Origin of the sequence: Paenibacillus sp. FSL H8-0260, assembly GCF_045040625.1 — a bacterium.
In the GTDB taxonomy this organism is placed as follows: domain Bacteria; phylum Bacillota; class Bacilli; order Paenibacillales; family Paenibacillaceae; genus Paenibacillus_AQ; species Paenibacillus_AQ odorifer.
Window position 1 is genome coordinate 4,010,581 of sequence record NZ_CP150298.1, and the last position, 24,120, is coordinate 4,034,700.

General features: G+C 43.6%; 17 protein-coding genes and 1 pseudogene. 4 read left to right on the forward strand and 14 right to left on the reverse strand.

Annotated elements, in window-relative coordinates:
- Window positions 1-15: 15 nt before the first annotated feature.
- The 3 genes from rhaA to MHI51_RS17900 are packed head-to-tail and all read right to left on the reverse strand — an operon-like array spanning window position 16 to window position 3,956.
- Window positions 16-1,272: an L-rhamnose isomerase gene (rhaA, locus tag MHI51_RS17890; RefSeq protein ID WP_076128282.1), complete on the reverse strand. Its 1,257-nt coding sequence runs from the start codon at window positions 1,270-1,272 to the stop codon at window positions 16-18.
- A gap of 38 nt (window positions 1,273-1,310) precedes the next feature.
- On the reverse strand, window positions 1,311-2,777 hold the full coding sequence (gene rhaB, locus MHI51_RS17895) for a rhamnulokinase (protein WP_405173136.1): 1,467 nt from the start codon (window positions 2,775-2,777) through the stop codon (window positions 1,311-1,313).
- 27 nt (window positions 2,778-2,804) lie between these two features.
- The gene (locus tag MHI51_RS17900; protein WP_076219347.1) at window positions 2,805-3,956 is read right to left on the reverse strand and encodes an iron-containing alcohol dehydrogenase; all 1,152 of its coding nucleotides are present in this window, start codon (window positions 3,954-3,956) and stop codon (window positions 2,805-2,807) included.
- Window positions 3,957-4,313: 357 nt separating this feature from the next.
- On the opposite strand from MHI51_RS17900, the gene MHI51_RS17905 reads away from it, so the two are divergent.
- Window positions 4,314-5,069 carry a DeoR/GlpR family DNA-binding transcription regulator gene (locus MHI51_RS17905; RefSeq protein WP_076100077.1) on the forward strand — a complete coding sequence of 252 codons (756 nt, stop codon included), beginning with the start codon at window positions 4,314-4,316 and terminating at the stop codon, window positions 5,067-5,069.
- A gap of 84 nt (window positions 5,070-5,153) precedes the next feature.
- On the opposite strand, the gene MHI51_RS17910 is transcribed toward MHI51_RS17905, so the two are convergent.
- From MHI51_RS17910 to zwf, 3 genes are all read right to left on the reverse strand, one after another.
- The gene (locus MHI51_RS17910; RefSeq protein WP_342409861.1) at window positions 5,154-5,795 is read right to left on the reverse strand and encodes a methyltransferase; all 642 of its coding nucleotides are present in this window, start codon (window positions 5,793-5,795) and stop codon (window positions 5,154-5,156) included.
- A gap of 183 nt (window positions 5,796-5,978) precedes the next feature.
- Window positions 5,979-6,872 (reverse strand): phosphogluconate dehydrogenase (NAD(+)-dependent, decarboxylating), encoded by an 894-nt coding sequence (gene gnd / locus MHI51_RS17915; protein WP_036688068.1) that lies wholly within the window; start codon window positions 6,870-6,872, stop codon window positions 5,979-5,981.
- 71 nt (window positions 6,873-6,943) lie between these two features.
- On the reverse strand, window positions 6,944-8,479 hold the full coding sequence (gene zwf, locus MHI51_RS17920) for a glucose-6-phosphate dehydrogenase (RefSeq protein WP_405173137.1): 1,536 nt from the start codon (window positions 8,477-8,479) through the stop codon (window positions 6,944-6,946).
- A 3,227-nt stretch (window positions 8,480-11,706) separates the two neighbouring features.
- Here zwf and MHI51_RS17925 point away from each other — a divergent pair.
- Entirely contained in the window at window positions 11,707-12,594 is an 888-nt protein-coding gene (locus MHI51_RS17925; protein ID WP_405173138.1) for a fructose bisphosphate aldolase, read from the forward strand.
- Between the two features lie 378 nt (window positions 12,595-12,972).
- On the opposite strand, the gene MHI51_RS17930 is transcribed toward MHI51_RS17925, so the two are convergent.
- From MHI51_RS17930 to MHI51_RS17940, 3 genes are all read right to left on the reverse strand, one after another.
- Window positions 12,973-13,335: a DUF1304 domain-containing protein gene (locus tag MHI51_RS17930; protein WP_076128270.1), complete on the reverse strand. Its 363-nt coding sequence runs from the start codon at window positions 13,333-13,335 to the stop codon at window positions 12,973-12,975.
- 162 nt (window positions 13,336-13,497) lie between these two features.
- On the reverse strand, window positions 13,498-14,331 hold the full coding sequence (locus MHI51_RS17935) for a hypothetical protein (RefSeq protein WP_405173139.1): 834 nt from the start codon (window positions 14,329-14,331) through the stop codon (window positions 13,498-13,500).
- Between the two features lie 92 nt (window positions 14,332-14,423).
- Window positions 14,424-16,007 (reverse strand): glycoside hydrolase family 43 protein, encoded by a 1,584-nt coding sequence (locus tag MHI51_RS17940; protein WP_342409863.1) that lies wholly within the window; start codon window positions 16,005-16,007, stop codon window positions 14,424-14,426.
- 121 nt (window positions 16,008-16,128) lie between these two features.
- On the opposite strand from MHI51_RS17940, the gene MHI51_RS17945 reads away from it, so the two are divergent.
- Window positions 16,129-16,986 (forward strand): AraC family transcriptional regulator, encoded by an 858-nt coding sequence (locus MHI51_RS17945; protein ID WP_342409864.1) that lies wholly within the window; start codon window positions 16,129-16,131, stop codon window positions 16,984-16,986.
- Window positions 16,987-16,993: 7 nt separating this feature from the next.
- Here MHI51_RS17945 and MHI51_RS17950 read toward each other — a convergent pair whose 3' ends face one another.
- A complete protein-coding gene (locus MHI51_RS17950) occupies window positions 16,994-18,448 on the reverse strand; it encodes a glycosyl hydrolase family 28 protein (RefSeq protein WP_405173140.1) in 1,455 nt (484 codons plus the stop codon).
- A 212-nt stretch (window positions 18,449-18,660) separates the two neighbouring features.
- On the opposite strand from MHI51_RS17950, the gene MHI51_RS17955 reads away from it, so the two are divergent.
- A complete protein-coding gene (locus MHI51_RS17955; protein WP_405173141.1) occupies window positions 18,661-19,767 on the forward strand; it encodes a glycoside hydrolase family 88 protein in 1,107 nt (368 codons plus the stop codon).
- Between the two features lie 64 nt (window positions 19,768-19,831).
- Here the strand turns inward: MHI51_RS17955 and MHI51_RS17960 are convergent, their stop codons facing one another.
- The 4 genes and pseudogenes from MHI51_RS17960 to MHI51_RS17975 form a co-directional block, all read right to left on the reverse strand.
- Window positions 19,832-20,881, reverse strand: coding sequence for a glycoside hydrolase family 76 protein (locus MHI51_RS17960; RefSeq protein ID WP_405173142.1), 1,050 nt, complete (start codon window positions 20,879-20,881; stop codon window positions 19,832-19,834).
- 33 nt (window positions 20,882-20,914) lie between these two features.
- Entirely contained in the window at window positions 20,915-21,802 is an 888-nt protein-coding gene (locus MHI51_RS17965; RefSeq protein WP_405173143.1) for a carbohydrate ABC transporter permease, read from the reverse strand.
- A 33-nt stretch (window positions 21,803-21,835) separates the two neighbouring features.
- On the reverse strand, window positions 21,836-22,723 hold the full coding sequence (locus MHI51_RS17970; RefSeq protein ID WP_342409869.1) for a sugar ABC transporter permease: 888 nt from the start codon (window positions 22,721-22,723) through the stop codon (window positions 21,836-21,838).
- 64 nt (window positions 22,724-22,787) lie between these two features.
- A pseudogene (locus MHI51_RS17975) lies at window positions 22,788-24,092 on the reverse strand (ABC transporter substrate-binding protein).
- Window positions 24,093-24,120 lie beyond the last annotated feature (28 nt).

The window sequence follows — 24,120 nt, forward strand, 5'->3', positions numbered from 1 at the left end:
TCTCCGTATCCACTTCTATCTTAAAGACAAAACGTCTTGTTCATAATTTTTCACTTCAGTAAGCCATTGCTCACGCACCGGTGTACCTTGTGATGCACAGTAGTAATCCCAGACCGCTCCAAACGGATACGATTTGAACTCTTCTACCAGAGCAAGACGTGAAGTATAATCCCCGGACCGCTCGATTTGCTTAAGTTCTTCCACTGGTTCCAGCATCGCACGCAGCAACGCCTTAATAGTGTTGCGGGTGCCAATGACCCATGCCGCGAGATGATTGATACTGCCATCAAAGAAATCCAATCCAATATTCGTACGAGGAAGTAAATCCCCGCGAACCAATTCACGGGCGATTTCCAGCAGCTCATCATCCATTGTTACCACATGGTCACTGTCCCAGCGGACAGGTCTGCTGACATGCAGCAGCAGCTGCTCACTGAACATCAGAATCGAAGATAATTTATTCGAAATCACTTCTGTAGGATGAAAATGTCCCGCATCCAAACAGATCGCTTTTCCATTTGTTAAACCATAACCCATATAGAATTCATGAGAGCCAACCACATAGCTTTCAGAACCAATTCCAAACAGTTTACTTTCCAAGGCATCCATATTATAAAGCGGATCTATTTCCTGACTAAAAATCTCATCCAGCGACTCTTTTAAACGTACTCTCGGAGCTAGCCGATCTACTGGCGTATCTTTATATCCGTCTGGAATCCAAAAATTCGTCACACAAGGCTGACCCAGCTCCCGCCCAAAATGCTCAGCGATCGTACGTGAAGCTTTACAGTGTCTGATCCAGAAATTCCGAATCTCCGCGTCCGAATGACTGAGAGTGAATCCATCGGCTGCTTTCGGATGTGAGAAACAAGTAGGGTTAAAATCAAGCCCTAAGCCCTGCTCCTTCGCCCAATCCACCCAGGATTGAAAATGTCGTGGCTCTAGTTCATCCAAATCTACAGGTTCATCTGTATCTGCGTAAATAGCATGCAGGTTAACCTTATGTTTACCAGGAATAAGAGATAACGCCTTTTCTAAATCTTGACGTAGTTCATCTGGTGTACCCGCCCGGCCCGGATAACTTCCCGTTACCGCAATGCCCCCGCTTAGTTCTTTTTCCTTAAAAAGAAAACCTTTTACATCATCACCCTGCCAGCAATGTATGGAAATTTTAATTTGCGCGAGTCGCTCCAGCACTTTATCCACATCAATACCGTGGGCTGCGTATAGTTTTTTGGCTTCGTTATAACTAGTGATAATGCTCTGATCCATGCTGTTTATCCTCCTAAATTAGTGCAAGTCTGTTTCGCTTAGATAAGCTCATTCACCTTGGACAGATGAAGGCTTCTCCAGCGATTTAGAATGTTATCAAAATGCTTGATCGGCTGCGGAATGTATGATGTTATTTCAAAAGATTGTTCGATAATAGCTCTTGCCTCAGTTATGTCTGCAATGGAATCTGTGCTAATCATCTGCACTACTATATTTCCTAGAGCAGTCGCTTCCGTTGGTCCAGCCTTTACTTCCCTGCCGATAACGTCAGCGGTTAGTTGGCATAAAAGCCGATTGTTCGCCCCGCCGCCGACAATTTGCAATCCCTCGATCCGACGTTCTGTCAGCTCCTCCAACTCTTCCAAATAAGTTAGATAGGATAACGCCAAGCTGTCAAAAACACAACGTGCTAACTGTCCAGGTGTCTCCGGAACGGGCTGCTCACTCTCCATACAGGCACTGCGGATTTCTTCTATCATGTTGGATGGATTAAGAAACCTTGGTGCATTACAAGGGATCAGGCTGCGAAACCCCTCTTCTCCCTGTGCAAGCTCTGCAAGTTCCGCAAAACTATAGCAATTGTTCAGTAATCTGCGAACCTCTTGAATAAGCCATAAGCCCATTACATTTTTGAGGAATCTATAAGTTCCGTAGGCTCCCCACTCATTGGTGTAGTTAGCCTGCATGGCTTTTAGAGAATTTAGAGGCTCCGTTCTTTCTACACCGAGTAAAGACCAAGTTCCACTGCTGATATAAGCTGAGCCTTCTTGAAGTGGAGCACCTAGCACTGCAGAAGCCGTATCATGGGATGCCACACAGATCAGCTGGCATTCAGGCAGGTCATATTGTTGGATTAAAGCTTCGTCAAGAGGACCAACCACTACACCAGGCTCAGTTAACTTTGCAAATTGATCTTTCCTGATATTCAAAAATTCTAATAGGTCATCGTCAAAATCCCGGCTTTCCAGATTCAACAGCTGTGTTGTAGATGCAATCGTAATCTCGTTGATTCTGCGGCCAGTCAGTCGGTAATATAGATAATCTGGTACAAGTAAAATCTGATCCGCTTGCGCTAGCTCTTCTTCTTTATGAACATATAACTGATTCAAGGTATTGATGGATAACTGCTGGATTCCTGTCTTTTCATAGACGGTTTGTGGTGAAAGCTGCTGTGCCACCTGATCCACAGCCAGATCCGTTCTGCGGTCCCGGTAGGCGTATACTTCCTGAACACGATTCCCGTCCGCATCCACCAGCACATAATCTACACCCCATGTATCAATACCGAGCGTACAGGTAGTAATTCCATCGGTTTTAGCCTTCCGAAGCCCGATCATAATCTGCTCTACTAAATAATCAATATCCCAGAAACAGGAACCCTCTTGTTCCATAAAGCTATTGCTAAAGCGATGAAGCTCTTCTAAGGAAAGAATACCTTCTTGCAATATTCCGCGCACCAGCCGCCCACTTGAGGCACCGATGTCAACGGCGATGTGATTATTCATAAACAATCTCCTATGATAAGGGGTGATTTATAATATTTTTTTGAACAGTGTAATAACTTCTTCTTTAGTAGGAATAAAAGGGTTCCCTGGTGCACAAGCATCCTTCATCGAATTTTCAGCCAGAAGATCAAGATCTACTTCTTCTACACCAAGCTCGGATAATTTGGCTGGAATCCCTACTTCTTTAGACAACGCCTTGATCGACTCAATTACGAAATCTGCGCATTGTTTATCCGTTTGGTTCTCTACATTAAGTCCAATCGCTTTAGCAATGGATCTGAATTTCTCAGGCACATATTTGGCATTTTCTTCTTCCACAAAAGGCAGCAGCATCGCGTTACATACGCCGTGCGGCAGATCGTATACGCCGCCCAGCTGATGCGCCATCGCATGCACATAACCAAGCCCCGCATTATTGAAAGCCAAACCGCCAAGGAATATCGCGTATACCATCTGTTCACGCGCTTCGATATCATGGCCATTCTTCACAGTACGAGCCAGGTTAGCAAAAATAAGCTCCACTGCGGCTAGTGCCGTAGCATCGGTTACCGGATATGCTCCCGGCGTCACCAGCGCTTCAATCGCATGAGTCAATGCATCCATACCCGTGGCCGCGGTAAGTGCAGCGGGTTTATCAACCATAAGCTCAGGATCGTTGACTGAAATCGTCGCAAGGCTGTTCTTATCTACCATAACCATCTTCACTTTGCGTTCTTCGTCTGTGATTACATAGTTAATGGTCACTTCAGCCGAAGTACCAGCAGTGGTATTCACGGCGACAATCGGCAGTGATTTATGCTTAGACTTGTGTACACCTTCATATTCTTTGATATGACCGCCATTTGTGGCAATGATACCAATGGCTTTGGCAGTATCCTGTGGTGATCCACCGCCAATGGAAATCAGATAATCACAATTCTGCGCTTTGAGATAATCAACGCCATCGTGGACATTTTTACAGGTCGGATTGGGTTTCACTTCATCATAGATGGCATATTCAATCCCCGCTTCGTCCAATACCGTCAGCAATTTACCAGCAATGCCACTTTTCATAAGGAATTTGTCCGTAACAACAAGCGCCTTTTTTAATTTAAGCTCTTGGATGTATGGACCAATCTCCTGCAAGCATCCCTTGCCCATAATATTGATCGATGGAACATAATACACATGCGTGCTCATGCTTGACCAGCCTCCTAAAGTTAATTTATCAACACCAAAGTTTTACACACAACTCTGCAAGCTAGAGCGTAGTATTCCGGCTGCAGCGCCTCAGGCTGGCCTCTGAATCGCAACTGGGCCGGCTCTGGTATCTTTCAAATCTAATTACCACTACAGGACTTATTTTCTCCTTCATCGTATGCCTCCAAATCTTTGTTGTCAACATTTTAAATATTATTAATGTTGTTTTTATTTGTTTTATATCCGTTTTGTGAATATTATTGGAAAACAAACATGATTTTACGTTGATTTTATTGCAAAACACAGATATTTGGAGCTATGATTAAGGAATATAAAGATTTCGGAAAGGTGATCCCTATGCTTGCAGCTGAAAGACGCAAAAAAATAATTGATCTTGTTCATCAGGATAAACGAGTATTAGTCTCTGATCTAAGCCGGATGTTTGAAGTTACAGAAGAGACGATACGCAGAGACTTGGAGAAGCTGGAGAAGGATGGCATTCTAAGCCGAACCTATGGCGGGGCCATGCTGAATCGTCACACGAACGAGGATTTGCCTTTTGTTACACGCAATGCGCTGAATACAGATATCAAACGGGGAATCGCCCTTAAGGCGCTAGATTTAATCAATGATGGAGATACGTTAATGGTGGATCCTAGCTCCACAGCCTTTGAGTTTCTAAAACTGCTTGGCAATAAAAACAATCTGACCATTATCACGAACTCGATTAACATTTTGCATGAGTTCTCGAATTCTGGGATGGATATCATCTCTACCGGAGGTTCTTTACGTTACCGATCCATGTCACTCGTGGGTCCTGTAGCACATGACACCATTCAAAGATACAATGTGGACACTGCGGTTATCAGTTGTAAAGGAATAGATATGGAGCGAGGCATCACAGATTCTAATGAACCGGAGTGTGAGCTCAAGAAATATATGCTACGTCAAGCTAACAAGGTCATACTCCTGGCCGATCACACCAAATTCGATAAGACCGCCTTTACGAAGCTGATCGAGCTTGGCCAAATCGACTTTTTGATCACAGACCGCCAGCCTTCTGAGGTTTGGTTGAAGCGCCTGAACAAAGAGAATATTGAGCTTCTCTATTAATCGGACTCAAACGCCTTCGGTGCCCAATTAAAAATGCCGTTCCCCAATGAGTAATGGGTGACGGCATTTGTTGTATGGAGATGATTATCTTTTTGTATAAACCTGAGAGATTGGGACTACGTTGACTGTTGATTTGGGATTTTCGCGTTGCACTTGCGTTGTGGTTTTTTTCCTGCAAATATATATAAGCGCTGGTGGAAAATTCAGCAGCACCCACTTCGTGTGTAGGATCTCAAAATGCTGGCTCAACTCTGTTTTCATCCGCGGAAAATATTCATAGGTTATAAACCACCCTCCTTCTTTTAAAGAAGAAATGATCTGTTCCATAAACCTAGTGCGGTCTGGCTTCGAGAAATTCATCAAAGACAAACTACTCACGATACAATCCAGCTTCTCCAGACTGCTGTTATGAAGCGCAAGACGCAGCCGGAGACAATCATTGTTGCAGAAACATCCGGGGAACTCCTCTCTTAATTGACTGCGAAAATCAGGATCTATTTCAAATAAAAGAACATTCATACCGGTCTTTTCTCCACGCGGAATAAACCTTGTGATTGCACCAGTCCCAGCACCCAATTCAGCCATAGAATGCACTTGGTTCCAAGGCACTGGATCAAGCAACGTCTGGGCCAGCCAATGTGAACTGGGAGTCACACTACCATATTGTCGGGGCGCATGCAGAAATTTTTTTAGAAAATGAAGTCGCTCACGAATTCCACTTTGCATGAAATCTCCCCCTTGCTTCCTAACTTACCCTTCTACCCCTAAAATATGTAAACTGCATTAAATTCGTACTCCAACTATACTTCCCATTATCTATTCCCCTTAAAATAAAAAGCCCAAATTTCTCCGCAACATAAATTGCGGGAAATTCGAGCTTGTAAACACTCAATTCAGAGTCGGCCAATCTTATTTAGTTTCCACAGCGTGTCCGCCGAATTCGTTCCGCAGTGCAGCAACTACTTTGCCAGTGAATGTGTCGGTCTCAAGGGAACGGTAACGCATCAATAACGCCATTGCGATAACCGGAGTCGCCGCTTGTAAATCAAAGGCGGTTTCAAGCGTCCATCTGCCTTCACCAGACGAATGCATAATGCCCTTGATCTCATCTAGTTTAGCATCCTTCGAGAAGGCGCGTTCCACAAGTTCCATCAGCCACGAACGGATAACAGAGCCGTGATTCCACACCCGAGCTACTTCCTCAAAGTTGTAGTCAAATTCACTCTTTTCCAGAACCTCAAAACCTTCACCGATAGCAGCCATCATGCCGTATTCGATACCGTTATGCACCATTTTTAGAAAATGGCCGCTACCTGCTTTACCAGCATATAAAAAGCCGCTTTCTACAGCTGTATCACGGAAAATAGGCTCCACAACTTCCCAAGCTTCGGGATCTCCGCCAACCATGTAACAAGCGCCATTACGCGCCCCTTCCATACCGCCAGAGGTACCTGCATCCATAAAGTGAATTCCGTGCTCCTTCAATTCCTCATACCGACGAATCGATTCCTTATAATGCGAGTTTCCTGCTTCAATAACGATATCACCTTTAGACAACTGTGGAGTAAGTTCAGCGATTACAGAATCAACGACCTGATGCGGAACCATGATCCAAATGATTCTTGGTGTTTCCAATTGCTGTACCAATTCTGGAAGCGTTACTGCTCCACTAGCGCCTTTAGCTTTCATTTCTTCTACAGCAGGTGCATTCAGATCAAAAGCAACAACCTCATGTCCATGATCCAGCAAATTTTGACCCAAATTAAAACCCATTTTTCCTAACCCAACTAATCCTACTTTCATGTAAATTCCCTCCGATTTATAGATTCTTGTGATGTATTTTAGCTAAATTGGCAAAAAAAACAGGCAGGGGCTTAAGCCCCTGGCCGTATAGATTCCTGCGCTGCTACAACTTCTGCTTGAGCGTCGAGAAGATCTGACTCCTGATCTGTATCATCAAACCACCAGCGGTCTTCACCCAAAAGCTCCATAGCCGCATCTGGACCATACGAACCTGAAGCATAGGTATGAAGTGGCATTAGCCCCTCTTCCATAGCTTCCTGGATTGGTGTAACCCATTGCCATGACAGCTCGACTTCTTTCCAATGAGCGAAGAAAGTGGCGTCACCACGAAGTGCATCAAAGATCAGATTTTCGTAAGCTTCTGGTACGTCTGAAGTTCCGGCTTCATAAGTAGCGAGGACAGGTTCAAGTTTCCCTTTTTGCAACTGATCCTTCGTATTCAACTGAAGCGTAATGGCTTCATTCGGACCGATCTCGATGATGAGTAGATTTGGAACGTCATTTCCTTTATTTTTGTTATTGTTATCATTAAACGGTTCTTTAAATTCTATAACAATTCTTGTTGATTTCTCTTTCATTCTCTTGCCAGTACGGATATAGAACGGAACTTCATTCCACAATGGATCATCTATAAACAAACGCGCTGCAATAAACGTCTCATTTTGTGAGGATTGGCTAATTCCGGGTTCATCTAAGTAGCCTGCAACAGATTTACCTTTAATTTCACCTTCAGCATATTGTCCGCGGACAACATATTGATTAACTTCGTCTTTACTTAGCGGAATGAGGCGCTCCATGACATATCTTTTCTTCCCACGGATCTCTTCAGGTGTACTGCCTTTTGGAAGCTGCATCGCCATCATCATGAGCAATTGCAGCATATGGTTCTGGAACATATCACGAAGTGCCCCAGCTTTATCATAATAGCCTGCCCGTTCTTCAACGCCAACAATCTCACTCGCCGTAATTTGCACATTTGCGATATACCGATTTTTCCACAGTGCTCTAAGCACAGGATTTGAATATTTTAGAACTTCCAGATTCTGAACCATCGGTTTACCCAAGAAGTGGTCAATTCGGAAAATCTCCTCTTCAGTAAATACGGCATTCAAGCTGTCATTTAACTCTCTTGCTGTTTGCAAGTCTGTACCAAAAGGCTTTTCAATAATCAGACGCTTCCAGCCCTTCGTAGATCCCAGACCACTGGAGTGAATATTGGCGGCAATTTCCTTGAAAAACTCAGGACCCACCGATAAATAGAACATCCGATTCTCCGGAATGTTAAAAAATTGCTCACGACGTTTAACATGCTCCAGGAGCTTCAAATAATCCTCTGTATTACCTACATCTAGAACGCTATATTCAAAAGCTTCCAAGAAAACCTTCAACTGTGGAGATTCTACTGCCGGCTGTCTAGAAAATGTCTGCAAAGATTGCAGGACTTGCTTACGGAAAGCTTCAGTTGAAACTTCTCTTCTTCCTAATCCAATCACTGAGAGAGGACCTGAAATTTGACCATCTAAAAAGAGGTTATATAGTGCAGGATAGATTTTACGTTTTGCTAAATCTCCTGTAGCGCCAAAAAGCACAAATGTTGATGATTCCACTTTCATTCCTCCCGCTATTATATATTATTTATTAACTTACTTTTAATTACTAGCATACTCAGTAGAATCAATCATACGACTGATATTTTTATTCGTCAACCTCATTTCGACATTTACGAAAAGTTATTATTTTCACAAAGCTTCGAATTGGTAATTATGATTAATGTCACACCAATTATCTTATTGGATTATTCGTATTAATTTACTAGGAAATAATCCGAAAATAAGATAACAACCCGCTCCCAGCATGGATTTTGGCGTTCTGAATTTACACACTCTGATTTAAAATTCTTCATCCAAAGCTGTTTACAACATAAACAAAATTCCCAGTCGCTTAAATAAGCTCATCCTTCCACTGTGTTTCAAACTAACTTTAAGTAATTGACTGGATTGGTCTGGCACGCCTCGAAGAAGACTATGCGTTTTGATCCCAAATTTGGGAATTAAGCATAAAAAGTGACTGCTTCGAGGAATATTACTTGAGAATGCTCGAAGGAATTTTTGCTAAGCACATTGGAGTGACTGGAGTCTGTGAAGAGAACGATTGGGGATGAGATGACGTTTGCAAAGAGTACCATTGGGGATAGGTTGAAGGTTGCTAAGAGTACCCTGTGAATGTCTTGAGTTTGCTAGGTGTACCATTGGGATTGTCCTGAAGTTTGCTAGGTGTACCCTGTGAATGTCTTGAAGTTTGCTAAGAGTACCCTGTGAGTGTAGTTTGCTAAGTGTGCGCTTTGGGGGATCGCTTAAAAGTTCGCATAGAGCGTCTTTAGTTTCAGTTTGGAGTAACATTTATGTTTACCCGCATCTCCGACTGCTGCGAGATCGGACCTAACAGACCTTATTCGTCGATTCTCACTCGTCTGCGGTGGCTGCATGTCCAGACCATGGAGGGGATCGGACTCAGGTGGCCTCAAACGTCGATTCTTACTCGTCTGCGGTGGCTACACGTCCTCGCCATCGACGGTCCGGACTCAGGAGACGTTATTTCGCAGATTTAGCCCATTTCGCCATGCTATCGGACTCAGATGCAACTATTCGACCCAATGTACTCCTCTTTGGAGCAAATACTTGGTAATAAGAGCTATGCAGTCCGATACTTCTGAATAATGCTTCAAAAACACTAAATAGCTGCAATACAGTCCGAACGATGATGTAGTATCGCCAATCTTGGCTAGTCCGGACTCAGATGACCTCAGACGTCAATTCGTTCTCGTCAGTTGAGGCTACATGTTTTCACTAACTATGGGTTTGGACTCAGGTGACGCTATTTCGCAGATTTAACCCATTTCGCCATGCTATCGGACTCAGATGCAACTATTGAACCAAATCCACCCCTCTTTGGAGCAAATACTTGGTAATAAGAGCTATGCAGTCCGATACTTCTAAATAATGCTCCAAAAACACCAAATAGCTGCAATACAGTCCGAACGATGATGTAGTATCTTCAATCTTGCTAGTCCGGACTCAGGTGACATTATACGTCGATACTTACTCGTCTGCGGAGGCTACATGTTCTTGCCATCGATGGTCCGGACTCAGGAGACGCTATTTCACAGATTTTGGTCATTTCGCCATGCTATCGGACTCAGATGCAACTATTCGACCCAATGTACTCCTCTTTGGAGCAAATACTTGGTAATAAGAGCTATGCAGTCCGATACTTCTGAAAAATGCTTCAAAAACACTAAATAGCTGCAATACAGTCCGAACGGTAATGTAGTATCTTCAATCTTGCTAGTCCGGACTCAGATGACCTCAGACGTCAATTCGTTCTCGTCAGTTGAGGCTACATGTTTTCACTAACTATGGGTTTGGACTCAGGTGACGCTATACGTCGATACTTACTCGTCTGTGGAGGCTACATGATCTTGCCATCGATGGTCCGGACTCAGGAGACGTTATTTCGCGGATTTAGCTCATTTCGCCATGCTATCGGACTCAGATGCAGCTATTGCACCAAATTCACTCTTCTTTGGAGCAAAAACTTGGTAATAAGAGCTATGCGGTCCGATACTTCTGAAAAATGCTCCAAAAACACCAAATAGCTGCAATACAGTCCGAACGATGCTCTAGTATCTTCAATCTTGACTAGTCCGGACTCAGCTGACATTATACGACGATGCTTACTCGTCAACCTAGGCTGTATGTCCACACTAACTATGGGTTCGGACTCAGGAGACGTTATTTCGCAGATTTAGCCCATTTCGCCATGCTATCGGACTCAGATGCAACTATTCGACCCAATGTACTCCTCTTTGGAGCAAATACTTGGTAATAAGAGCTATGCGGTCCGATACTTCTGAATAATGCTCCAAAAACACTAAATAGCTGCGATACAGTCCGAACGATGATGTAGTATCGCCAATCTTGGCTAGTCCGGACTCAGATGACCTCAGACGTCAATTCGTTCTCGTCAGTTGAGGCTACATGTTTTCACTAACTATGGGTTTGGACTCAGGTGACGCTATTTCGCAGATTTAACCCATTTCGCCATGCTATCGGACTCAGATGCAACTATTCGACCCAATGTACTCCTCTTTGGAGCAAATACTTGGTAATAAGAGCTATGCGGTCCGATACTTCTGAATAATGCTCCAAAAACACTAAATAGCTGCGATACAGTCCGAACGATGATGTAGTATCGCCAATCTTGGCTAGTCCGGACTCAGATGACCTCAGACGTCAATTCGTTCTCGTCAGTTGAGGCTACATGTTTTCACTAACTATGGGTTTGGACTCAGGTGACGTTATTTCGCAGATTTAGCCCATTTCGCCATGCTATCGGACTCAGATGCAGCTATTGAACCAAATCCACCCCTCTTTGGAGCAAATACTTGGTAATAAGAGCTATGCGGTCCGATACTTCTGAATAATGCTCCAAAAAATCTAAATAGCTGCAATACAGTCCGAACGATGCTGTAGTATCATCAATCTTGGCTAGTCCGGACTCAGGTGACCTCAAACGTCGATTCGTTCTCGTTTGCTAAGATTGCAAGTCTGCACCATCTAGGGATCGGACTCAGGAGACCTTACACGTAGATACCTCGTCATCCCCATGGATCAATTAGATCCGGAAGTCCTTATAACGCAGATTCAAACCACCTCACAATAGACTAGTTACCAGCCAAGTTTACAATACCATTTGTTTAGAGCCGGTACATTAAGTGTTATAGTTAATGAACATATAAATTTTCATTCAGTTCACGAAGGGAAGGAGAATTTTCATGAATATGGAGCAATGGGAAAGAATTCGGACGGGACAGGGATTTATAGCTGCCTTGGATCAAAGTGGTGGCAGTACACCAAAAGCGCTGCTGCAATATGGTGTTGCAGAGGACAGTTACTCTAATGAAGATCAAATGTATGGGTTGGTTCACGAGATGAGAACGCGCATTATCAAGAGCCCTGCATTTGATTCAAAGCATATACTGGGTGCAATCTTATTTGAGAACACAATGGATCGTTCCATAGACGGGCAATATACTGCCGATTTTCTATGGGAGAAAAAAGGGATTGTGCCTTTCCTGAAAATCGATAAAGGTCTTGCCGACCCTGAAGACGGAGTACAACTAATGAAGCCTATTCCCGGCTTGAGTGATCTTCTGAAGCGGGCCAACGAACGTAACATCTTCGGTACAAAAATGCGCTCGGTGATTAAAGAGGCTAATCCTTCCGGTATCAAAAAGGTGGTTGAACAGCAGTTTGAAATCGGCAAGCAGATTTTAGCAGCGGGACTCGTACCTATTATAGAACCGGAAGTTGATATCCACAGTGCTGATAAAACGGCTTCAGAGAAGCTGCTAAAAGAAGAACTATCAGCCCAATTGTCTACGCTGGGCAAAGACGTGAAGGTCATGCTTAAGCTCTCCATCCCAACGGAGAATAATTTCTACCGCGAATTAGTGGAGAATCCTCATGTTTTGCGAATTGTCGCTTTGTCCGGCGGTTACACACAAGCAGAGGCCAACGATAAGCTCGCCCATAATCAAGGACTGATCGCCAGCTTCTCACGTGCGTTATCACAGGGACTAGGTGCTGGGCAGTCAGAAAAAGAGTTTAACGCGCTCCTCTCCAAATCTGTAGAAGCGATTTATGCAGCCTCTATTAAATAAGATCCTCATTTAAACCAGCACATAAAAAGAGCTGTTTCCCTGACAGGTGATCCCTGCTGGGTAGCAGCTCTTTTTTATGATGAGAATTTACTTTTAAAGTCTAGAATTTTCATATTAAACGCCATTCTGTCTACTCATTCAGCCCACACAAGCATGCAATGGGTTTGTTAAAGTCCCTTACATCTTATCTAAGGACCACACCTGTAGCTAAAACACATTAATCAACCACTTCTCTGTTGTTTCTTGGTACACCATCCATAATTCCTGTTTTTAATCCAGCGCATTTCCTTACCCAATAATTTCTTGATCTTACGCAAAAAAGGCTTCCACCACGCAAGTACGCGAGGTAGAAACCTAATCGATTACTTCTATGTTATCTTAAATCGAAACCACGAGGATTAATGCAATTAAAGCTGGCAGTCCTTGCATAAATAAAATAGACTTTTTCACCGTCAGTCCGCCATATAACGCTGCCACTATAACAGTTGATAAGAAGAAGATTTCAATTTGATGGCCGAAATTTACATTCGGATGAACCAATCCCCAAATTAAACCTGCCGCCAAAAATCCATTGTATAACCCTTGGTTCGCTGCCAGTGTTTTAGAAGCATCCGCAACTTCCTGTGTCATTCCAAAGACTCGAAGCCCTTTTGGCTTTGACCAAGCGAACATTTCTAAATAAACAATATAGATATGTATTAACGCAACAACACCGACCATAATATTAGCTACCCATACCATCAAAATAACCACCTTATTTTAATTTGTGTACAATTTAATTGTATCACATTAAAACTCAAAAGTGTATACAAAATCCCATAAACAATTCGACACTAAAAAAAGAATAGCCATAATCTTCAAAAAAAGACTATCGCTATTCCATACGTAATGTTTTATGAAATTCTAAAATACTTTTGCAGCAATATAAACGGTTACGCTATTGTAAAAACCATAAAGAGAACCATTGCTCCAGACGAAATTGCTAGGATCTGAAATTCCCGTATTTTGAGACGCTTGATGTCCATGTTTCTCTGACCATAGACCTGAGCTATTTTGAAGCATGAAGTGGTAATCAACGTTATCCTCAGGAATATCGACTTTACCATTACCATTTGAGTCGATCCATCCCACTCTTAGTGCAATTCGATGTTCATCGGAATTAATCGTTGCAGTTCGGCCCGGAAGTATCCGCCAACCCGGTTTATAGTATAAAGGATTCGTATTGCCATCTTGAACCACAAGACCAGCAGTATAATACACGTTAGTAAAATAGGCAGGATCTCTGACATTTGAGACCCCGTCTCCATCACCAGGGTTGATTGCCCCAGGAAATCTTAAAGCATAACCATAACAGTTAATTCCATAACTATTCTCGGCTGTATACGGCCACGCATGACCATAAGCGGAAGCTAGAGTTGCTTGCGGAGAATCAGGTTCAAAAGTAGGTGTTATTAGCTCCGGTGCTAACAATTCATTATTAATAAGATTGTCATCTGCCGGGGGTACAAAGCTTGATGACTCTTTGAGTTCTCCAACTGTAGTAACATTTCCTTGTGTGTCCACAATAATCGTATCGTCGCCCTTCCATTCTCCAACCCAAACCTTTTCCGGTCCAGAAGTTTGGACTTCTTTCAAATTACTCACGTCGACGTCGATGGGTGCAGCCATTGCAGCAGAGGACAGGGCCAGATTCAGTAAGAGCGTGCAGGTTATTGCGGCTTTATAAGTCTTTTTCAAAATCATAAACATCCCTTTCTATGTAAGATAAGTAAAAATTAACATTTTATCCTAAAATAGACTATGAAGAATGTTATGGTTTTTCCGAACACCTATAAAGCTTTATATTCAAAATAGTCAAAATAAGCCGGCTTCGCTTGCTGATCCAAATCCTGAGCACATACCCCGACATAGGAACCGGTAAAGCCAAGCTTGCCGCCATATTCATCCGAAAGCGTACCAAAATCTAAGGGAGTACAGACAGCTGTCCAATTCACCCCGTCTGATGAAGCATAAAACAACAGATCACGTCCATGAATTTCCGCCTTTAGATAATAACGATCCCAATCTTTCACAGATAGCTGCATAGAGGAAATCTCATCGTATTTGCCACCTCTACACAGCACAACGCCCAAACTAGTTCCACGAATCTCATCTGCGGTAACACGCAAATAATAGTAATCACTGTCATCATAATAGAGGACTAACCCAGCCATTTGCAGGAAGCTATCCGGCTCGAATTCCAGACAGGTTGTAGCTAAGCATTCAAAATGTTGAATCGGCCGGGCAATTAAACTCTGATCATGCAGTGAAGCTAATGACTCTCTGCCGCGCAGACGAAGAAAACCCGGACGTTCCTTCAAGCTAACCCAAGATTCATCAAAGGGCACACGCAAGCTTTGGTATGGAAATCCAAGAACCTCTCCATCAAATTCATCTCTGTTTGGCAGCTCCTCAAAAGTGAATATCGGCAGTTCAGGAGCCACGGTCTCCAATGCAGGCAGCTTCCCTCCGTGGGCCAATCGCAACCAGCCATCCTCTGTCCATTCACAGCGTTGAATCGCAGTTTCCCGGCCTAACGGATTCATCGTTGACGTTCCCGGAATCGGACGTGTGCATAAATGCGCCATGTACCAGTCCCCATTCTGAGTCTCTACGAGCGATCCGTGCCCTGCTTGCTGAAACGGGTAGGTCAGATCATGCGCCGTGGTCATAATCGGGAAATCCGGATCCGTCTCATAAGGACCTGTGAGGCTTCTGCTTCTAGCTAAGGTGACCATATGGTTGATGCCAGTGCCTCCTTCAGCTGTCAGTAAGTAATAGTACCCATCCTTCTGGTACAATTGCGGACCTTCGGTCACACCGATAGGTGTCCCTTTATAAATTTCATGGATAGGTCCCGTTAATTTGCCAGTCTCCGGGTCATATTGCTGCATAACGATGCCAGAGAAGTTATTGTGATTTTTACGGAAATCCCAACGCATATTAAGCAGCCATTTGGTTCCGTCCAGATCATGGAACAAAAATGGATCAAATCCGCTGCCATTAAGTCTAACCGGCTCACTCCACGGGCCCATGATATCCGTCGCTGTAATTAAATAATTATGCAGATCTTTATATACACTTTTGCGAGATTTCACATCTGTAAATAGCAGATAAAATACGCCTTGATCATAAGAAAGCGCGGGCGCCCAAATGGAACCAGAGCTTACGTTACCACGCAGATCTACTTGTGAGGCTTCTGTCAGCACACGTGAAATGGAATGCCAATGAACCAGATCCTTGGAATGATGGATTTCTACACCGGGAAACCATTCAAAAGTAGAGGTTGCGATATAATAATCATCCCCTACTCTAATAAAAGACGGATCTGGATGAAAACCTGCCAACACCGGATTAACAATTTTTTGCGTCATAATGTTACCCTCCACTACCGGATTTTTCATAGTTTAACGTATTTATTGTATCGCTTTCATAACGATTAAAGTTATAATGAGATATAAGAAAATGTTTGTATTTTGTCATCTTGGAGGGCCTATGAAGCAGCTGTTCGAACCTGTTGTTTTTGAAGAACATAAGACCTTGATTTGGGATTATAAAATATATACCGACGACTATTACAAAGGTTATTATCACTGGCATCAATGCTGTGAAGTCATGTTCGTGTATGGCGGACAGGGAAACGTTGTTGTGAATCAGCAGATGTACGATATCCGCAGGGGAATGTTATTCTTTTTCCAGCCCTATCAGCTGCACCGGATCTATTCTGAGGTTTCTCCCGAGTGTCCTTTTGAACGAACCATCTTCTACATTGATCCACATGTTGCTGAACACCTGCTGGAAGGTTTTGCGAAAAGGAAGACTTTATTCACAGCGCTTTGGCAAGGGAAAAATACACATTGTGCCTTTGATCTTAAGGATCACGTTGAGTCTGTGGAGTGGATTCTGGAGCAATATAATCACAATAAAAAAGTCAGTCTGACTGAGGATACCGAAGACATTTCACTGTTAATTCTTCAATTATTGAGCAATATAGGAACTGAAGATCAGCATGTATTCCAATCAGGAGAACGGCGAACCTTGCGCTATTCTGAGAAAATCATGAGTTTTATCGAAGAGCATTATCATGAGGAGGTTAATCTGGATCAGTTAGCTGAGGAGATTCACTTGTCCAAATCCTATATCTCCAGAATCTTTCATCAGGAAACCGGAGGAAGGCTTGTTGATTATCTGACTGCCCGCCGGATCAAACAGGCCTGCCGCTTGTTAGGAACGACAGACCTGCCTGTGGAGCAAATCGGAATCACTGTTGGTTTTCCAAATGCCTCATATTTCAATCAACTGTTCAAAAGAGTCCTAGGGACGACGCCATTAAAATATAGAAAAAGTAATTAGATCCAATCTACACAACCGTATTTTTTTCAGTAACGAAGAGTATATTTTTAGCAAAATGATTAATATCTATCAGCTCTGGGCGGGGGGCGTCCACCAGTTCACCATTGATCCTTAAATTGACAAAGGTCACATTTTCAACAGCTCTCTCTTCGTCATATCCATAAATTCGTGAAGGGTTGGCCGTCCCGCTATAGCTGATGTCGCGAAATGTAATGTCCCGGATGCTTGTCCCCGGCTCTGGATTGTAATCCTTGTTATAGACCACCCGCACATCAATTAGCTGCCCCCGCTCAATCCGCTCTACACGTATATTTTCATATAGAACATTACATACCCTATTTCGATCCCCGGCATTAATCGCCAGTGCCCCCCAATAGTTCTCTTGCGGTTCGTGATGATTCAAGATATCAATATTTGCAAAAACAATAGACTCAACGGTGTCCCCGTTCCGTTCATGGTCCCCATGTGTACCAATCATTAATGGATGAGCGACATCCGCCCACAGAATGGAATCACGAACGCTAATATTGCGGGTATCCCCATAAAAATCCCATCTCGAGCCGTAAATAGCAATACAATCATCCGAATTACGCATAAAAACATCCCGGATTCTAACCTCGGAACTAGACATAATATCAATGCCATCAGACCACCCCCGAGTGCTAAACGATTTGAAATTATCAATCACAATCTGCTCAGACTGCCCGATGAAAATGCTGTAATGTGGCGGATCAATCACGGTAATACCTTCCACATTTATGGATCGCGAAAAAATAATTCGTATCCCTCGAAAGGCCGAGAATCGATGAAAATCCGCAAGATAAATTATACCGCGACCACGAATGGATACATCATGAACTCCCTCGCATACCAAGGAACCTACAAGCACTGAACCTCCGGCAAGATACACCGTGGTTTCCGAAGGGACCGGCAATACTGTTTCTTCTATATAATGTGTGCCTGGAGCGAAATAAAGCACCTTCCTTTTTTCACGAGGATCAGCAGCGGCATTATCCAGCAGCCGTAAAAGATCAGGTTTCCGGTGTAAACCCGGTTGGACTACTAGAACATTAGCATCCTCTGGTTGAGGGGCATCCTTCTCCTTAGGGTTAGCAAATAAATGCAGATTTCGAAAAATATCACCGTTGATCTCAATCGATAACTTTTGCGGACCTGTTAGCTTAAACAAAATGGTATTTCCATGATATTCGTAAGAGATCCCTCGCGAAGCCGGAGCAATGTTCACACAATCAATCTCCGTATAAAGACAGGTGACTTCAACTTCTACTGTACCTTCCAGATCAAAATAAGCCATGGATGCAGGACGCACCTCATGCATATCTACCTTAACCTCGTAAATAAACAAGCTATGCCATTCTCCTTCAGGCTGCCGTACTCTGACCTTATAATCCTCACGTCCCGGGATATCTTTAGGTGCTTTATATACTTGTAAATCATCCACTTTACCATCCTCCTGTTCATTTCGATTGTATCGCTTCCAACACCGATAAAGTTTTAATGTGTTATGCAGAAATGTTTGTATTTTGTCAGTTTTAAATTATAAGCCAACTTCAACATGACAATAATCAAACATTTCCTTATATCAAAACACAACTTTCCTGAGCTTTAGAAAGCTATACTCATAACATCCTAATTACACTGGAGGCAATAATAATGACAAACCCTTATTGGCAGGAAATCATGGGTAGACTTGATACAAAAGTGGAACGTATGGTAGAGCAAATCGGTGATAAGTGCCCGCATTTCGCTGGAAAAGATGGCAAATTTGATGATATCGGTTCAGACTGGTGGACCACTGGGTTCTGGCCTGGACTCCTGTGGATCATGCATGATATGACCGGAAAAGATCTTTACAAGGAGGCTGCTTGGCATTGGGACGGTACCTTGGAGGAATGGTTTGTTAAACCAACGGTTGAGATGCATCACGATGTGGGATTCCAATTCCTTCCGACCGCTGTTATCAAACATACAATTACAGGTGACGAAGATGCCCTGCGCAGAGGGATTGAAGCAGCGAATTTCCTCGCTGCCCGCTATAATCCTGTAGGCAAATTCATCCGCGCATGGAATGAAGATAAATACGGCTGGGTAATTATCGACTGTATGTTAAATATCTCCCTGCTGTTTTGGGCCAGCAAAGTGACAGGTGATCCCCGCTATAAGCATATTGCAATTAGCCACGCCGAAACGACAATGCAATATGGCATACGTGAGGATGGATCCACCAAACATATTATTTCTTTTGACGCAGAGACAGGTGCTTATCTTGAGAATTTTGGCGGTCAAGGCTACTCGGCTGAATCCTCTTGGAGCCGAGGAACAGCTTGGGGATTGTACGGCTTTATCAATACTTATCGCCACACTGGTGATGAACGTTTCCTGAACACTGCTAAGCGGATCGCACATTATTTCATCTCTGCTTTGCCTGAGGATCAAGTCCCTTATTGGGATTTCCGCCTAGAGGATGATACCCGGATGTTCCGAGATAGCTCCGCAGCCTCTATAGCCGCTTCAGGATTATTAGAGCTTGCAGATATCGTACCCTTAGGCGAAAAAAGTCTATATGCAAATGCAGCGGAGCGAATTCTGCGCTCACTGACCGAAAATTACGCAACCTGGGAGCAACCAGAGCATGAAGCGATTTTATTGCACGGAACTGGCAGTGGCGATTCCTTCATAGATGTATCCCTGATCTATGGAGACTACTATTATATTGAAGCTATCGCTAAATTAAATGGCTGGAAACATCGGATATTTTAATTGCAGATAGTTAATTTAAACAACAAAAAGACACCTCTCTTGAGGTGTCTTTATATATTTCAGGCTATTCGTCCACCAGTGCCGCAGCACCCTCCAGAAGCATCAAGCCGCTGAGCTGAATACTCAGCTGAACCGGAAGCTCCGGTTTCACTTCCCACGATGAACTGCACAGACCCAGTTGTTTATCCAGACCTTTTTCCCACAACTGCATTGCATTGGCCAATATAACCTCGCGAATACGGATATTTACAGGAGATATTTTACAGAGCTGAACCAAATAACGAATCAGAATGCCCTTGAACAATCCAGTATCATCAATGCCTTCATCAGGCAACATCAGATTAATTGGATCGCATAACCGATCAATACATGTATTAGCCGTTCGATTCGCATCTTCTAAGTAATGAACATCACCCGTATTCTTGTAAAGCTCTAGGCCAGCGCCTAGAAACACCCCCTGACAGTAAGTAAACTCCCAATCGTAATCGATCTGGCCATCCCCGAGTCTATTCATCCCATCCCACACAAAACCAGTCGTAGAATCCATCAAATATATCTTGTTCCATTCATAGATACGGAGCGCCCACTCCAGATCCTCTTGCTTATGAAAAAGTTCATATAACCGGGCTGCAAGAATGACGGCAGGTGCATTGGCAGGTGTGTTTTTATAATCTAGCTGATCCTTCTTCCACGCCAGACCTCCACCCAACTGTTCATTCCAAGCCGTCTTAATATCCTCCCATAGATCAAGCACAGCATTTAAATAGGCTTCATGTCCTGTTACCCGATAAGCACGCAGCAACGCCAATGCTGTCCATTCCATATCATCATACAACTCATTTGGCCACATACCACCATTTCGTTGTAGCAGACCTTCATGAAGTGCGGAAAGCCTTTTGGCATACCAGTTCTCTCCAGTCCGCTGTAGTCCATCTACCAATACATCCACAGCATGGGCCATCCACCAATAATGAAAAATCGTGTTGCATTCTCCATTTGGACAAGGTGTTTCTATATTGTACATTTTGATCGCTTCATTCCAGAAGAATGAATCCAATGCAGCTTGTGCTTGATTCGCCCGTTCCTCCCAAATCCCTATCTCCAATTGATTCATATAGACTCTCTCCCTGGTTCGATTTTTATTGCATTAACCCTTAATACCACTGAAGGCTATCCCCTGTACAAAATAACGCTGAAGAGCTAAAAACAACACCAATATCGGCAAGATTGCTACTAGCGCTCCAGCCATCATTGGACCGTAGTCTGTTTGAAAATTATAAGAAAAAGCTTGAAGTCCCATCTGAATCGTTGCTTTGTCGGGATCATTCAGCACAATCATTGGCCATAAGAAACTGTTCCAGCCCGCTTGGAAGGTAAAGATACTTAAAGTAGCCAGCGCTGGTTTAGTCAACGGCAAATATATCCGCCAAAATATTTTAAACTCTCCACAGCCTTCGATCCGGGCCATTTCCATCATGTCACTAGGCAAGGTAAGAAAGAATTGCCGCATGAAGAACACAGCAAAGGTTCCAGAAGCGCCCGGAAGAATAATCCCCCAGAATGAGTTCATCAGCCCGTTACCCCCGCTACCAAAAATATCATTTCCTCCAAAAAGAGGAATATGGCGCATGACATAAACCGTGGGGATCATCGTCACAATGCCTGGTATCATCATCGCCGCAAGCAGCACGCGGAATATCGGCTTATTGAGCTTAAAATTCAATTTTGCGAACGCATAACCACTGATAGAACCAAAGAACAGATTCGCCAATACACCCGCTACTGCAAGTACAAGCGAATTCCAGAAATAGAGCGCAAACGGAACCGTAGTAAATGCCTTACGATAGTGTTCTAAGGTCAAATGTGAAGGAAACCACTGGATGGGCATGGCGAAGATCTCTTCGTCAGGCTTCAAGGATGTAAGAACACTCCAATAAAAAGGTAGAAACATTACGATAGCAATAACTATGCACACTATATAATAGATAGATTTGCTTAAGCTTCTTTTTAATAACGAACTTCCGCTAGTATCCATACCTCTATCCCCCTTCTGCATGGCAAGCCCGGCTTATACAATAGACTCCTCCGCCTTTGTGATCCGCATGTTTATAAGTGAGAAAATAAGAATGGCCATAGCAAGCACAAATGCTTGTGCAGACGCATACCCCATTTGCAATTGATTAAAGCCCTGCTGATAGATCAGATAAACTGGAGTCTTTGTCATATTCGCCGGACCCCCCTGCGTCAGCACAAAAGCTTGGTCGAACAACTGCAACGCACCAATGATGGACATCGTACTGACCAGAAAGGTTGTTGGTCGCAGCTGCGGCCAAGTAATAAACCGGAAACAAGCCAGCTTATTAGCACCGTCCAGCCGTGCAGATTCATACAAATAGTCAGGCACGCCCTGCAGACCTGCCAAGTAGATAATCATATTAGAACCTACCGATTGCCAGAGGGTAAGCATAATAATGGATAACATCGCCGTTCGGGTCTCGGATAACCAAGCTGGACCCGTAATCCCAACATAAGACAACAATCCGTTAACCAAACCAAATTCAGGATGCAAAAGCCAGATCCAAACGGTAGCAGCAGCAACGGCGGATGTAAGGGTAGGCAGATAATTCAATGTGCGGAACAACTTTACCCCACGCCAGGATCGACTAAGCAGAATCCCGAGGAGAAGCGAAATCAGAATATTAAATGGAACGAAAATGATGGAATACAGAAATACATTTCGGAATGTTTTCCATAACAAACTGTCCTCTATCAAACGGCGATAGTTATCAAAACCGATCCAATCGTTTCTACTAAGTACATCGTAGTTGGTAAAGCTTAAATATAGCGCCATTACCACAGGGATGACTGTGAATACTGTAAACAGCAATACCGTGGGTGTAATAAACAGATAAGCCGTCCGCGCCTGATGTTTCTCTAGCTTTCTGATGGAAGCCATTTCAGCTACCCCCTCCTAAGCAAAAGGGAGGCGAAACCTCCCTTCACTTCAAATGTCTTACTTATTATTTCACTACTTCATTATCCTTCAGCATTTTGTCGCCCTCTTCTTGCGATTTCTTCAAGGTCTCATCAATGCTCATCTTGTTTTGCTGGTTAAGCTGCAAATTAGGGGCCAAAGCATCAGTCTCCATCACGGAATATCCAGGATGGTTCGGACGAACCTTGGCGAACTCCAACGTTTCCAGAAACGGCTGCTACTTTGGATCATCCTTGAAAAATGGATCTTCCATCGATGGCTTATAACCCGGCAGGTTTAGACTCGTCTTTGCCCAGAGCAACGCGTTATCCTTGTTCGCTGTCCACCATTTGATGAACTCCCATGCTTCTTCCTTATGTTTGGAGCCTTCTGGAATCACTAGCCCAAATCCACCCATGACACTACCTTTATCACCATTTGGTCCGGCTGGAGGAGGAACGATTCCATAATCCAGGTCTTTACCATATTTGTTATAGGTGCTGAGCATCCACGGACCGGAATACAGCATAGCCACTTTACCTGTGACAAAAGCATCTTGCCCTTCACCAAGTCCAAGTTCGAACCCTACTTTATACACTTTGTCCTTGTTCATTAGGCGATCCCAGAACTCAAGCACCTGCTTGCCCTGCTCATTATTAAAATTGGTCTTTCCATCCTCTGTAAGCATGGTGCCGCCAGCCTGTTGGAGATACATATTAAAAAGTCCCAAATCCCCCATAGAAAAACCTGCAGTCTCCAATTTATTGCCATTCCATTTCGTTAGCTTCGTAGCCGCTGCCTCTAGCTCATCCCAAGTTGTTGGAGGCTGAAGTCCTGCCTCTGCGAGCAGCTTCTTATTATAGAAAAGAGCACGGGCATCTACTGTAAGCGGCAGCCCATATAATTTGTCATCGTATGAAAGCTCCCGTAGGGATTCACTGTAGAAATCATCTTCGGAAATACCGTCACGCGTTAAGTATTCATCCAACGGATGCAGTACATTTTTCGGGGCATATAGCGAAGTTCTCCAACGGTCCCAAAACAGTACATCAGGAGTGCCGCCATTGGTCGCAGAAGTTAGGAATTTCGTGATCATATCCTGTTGCAGCACATATTTTACGTGAATTTTATCCTGCGATTTATTAAAAGCATCCACCATGGTCTCGAATTGCTTCTGCCCCTCACCGCCCCAATCTCCCCAGAAGGTAAGCTCTGTCTTTTTCCCGGTGCTGCTCCCAGCTTTGCTTGTGTTTCCGGTCTCTTTGTCCGCAGATCCGTTATTACCACCGCAGCCCGCAGCAAGTGCAGTAGTCATTACCAAAACAATTGAGGTAACCAGCCATTTTTTCATGTTCTCTATCCCCTTTAGAGTCGATTAT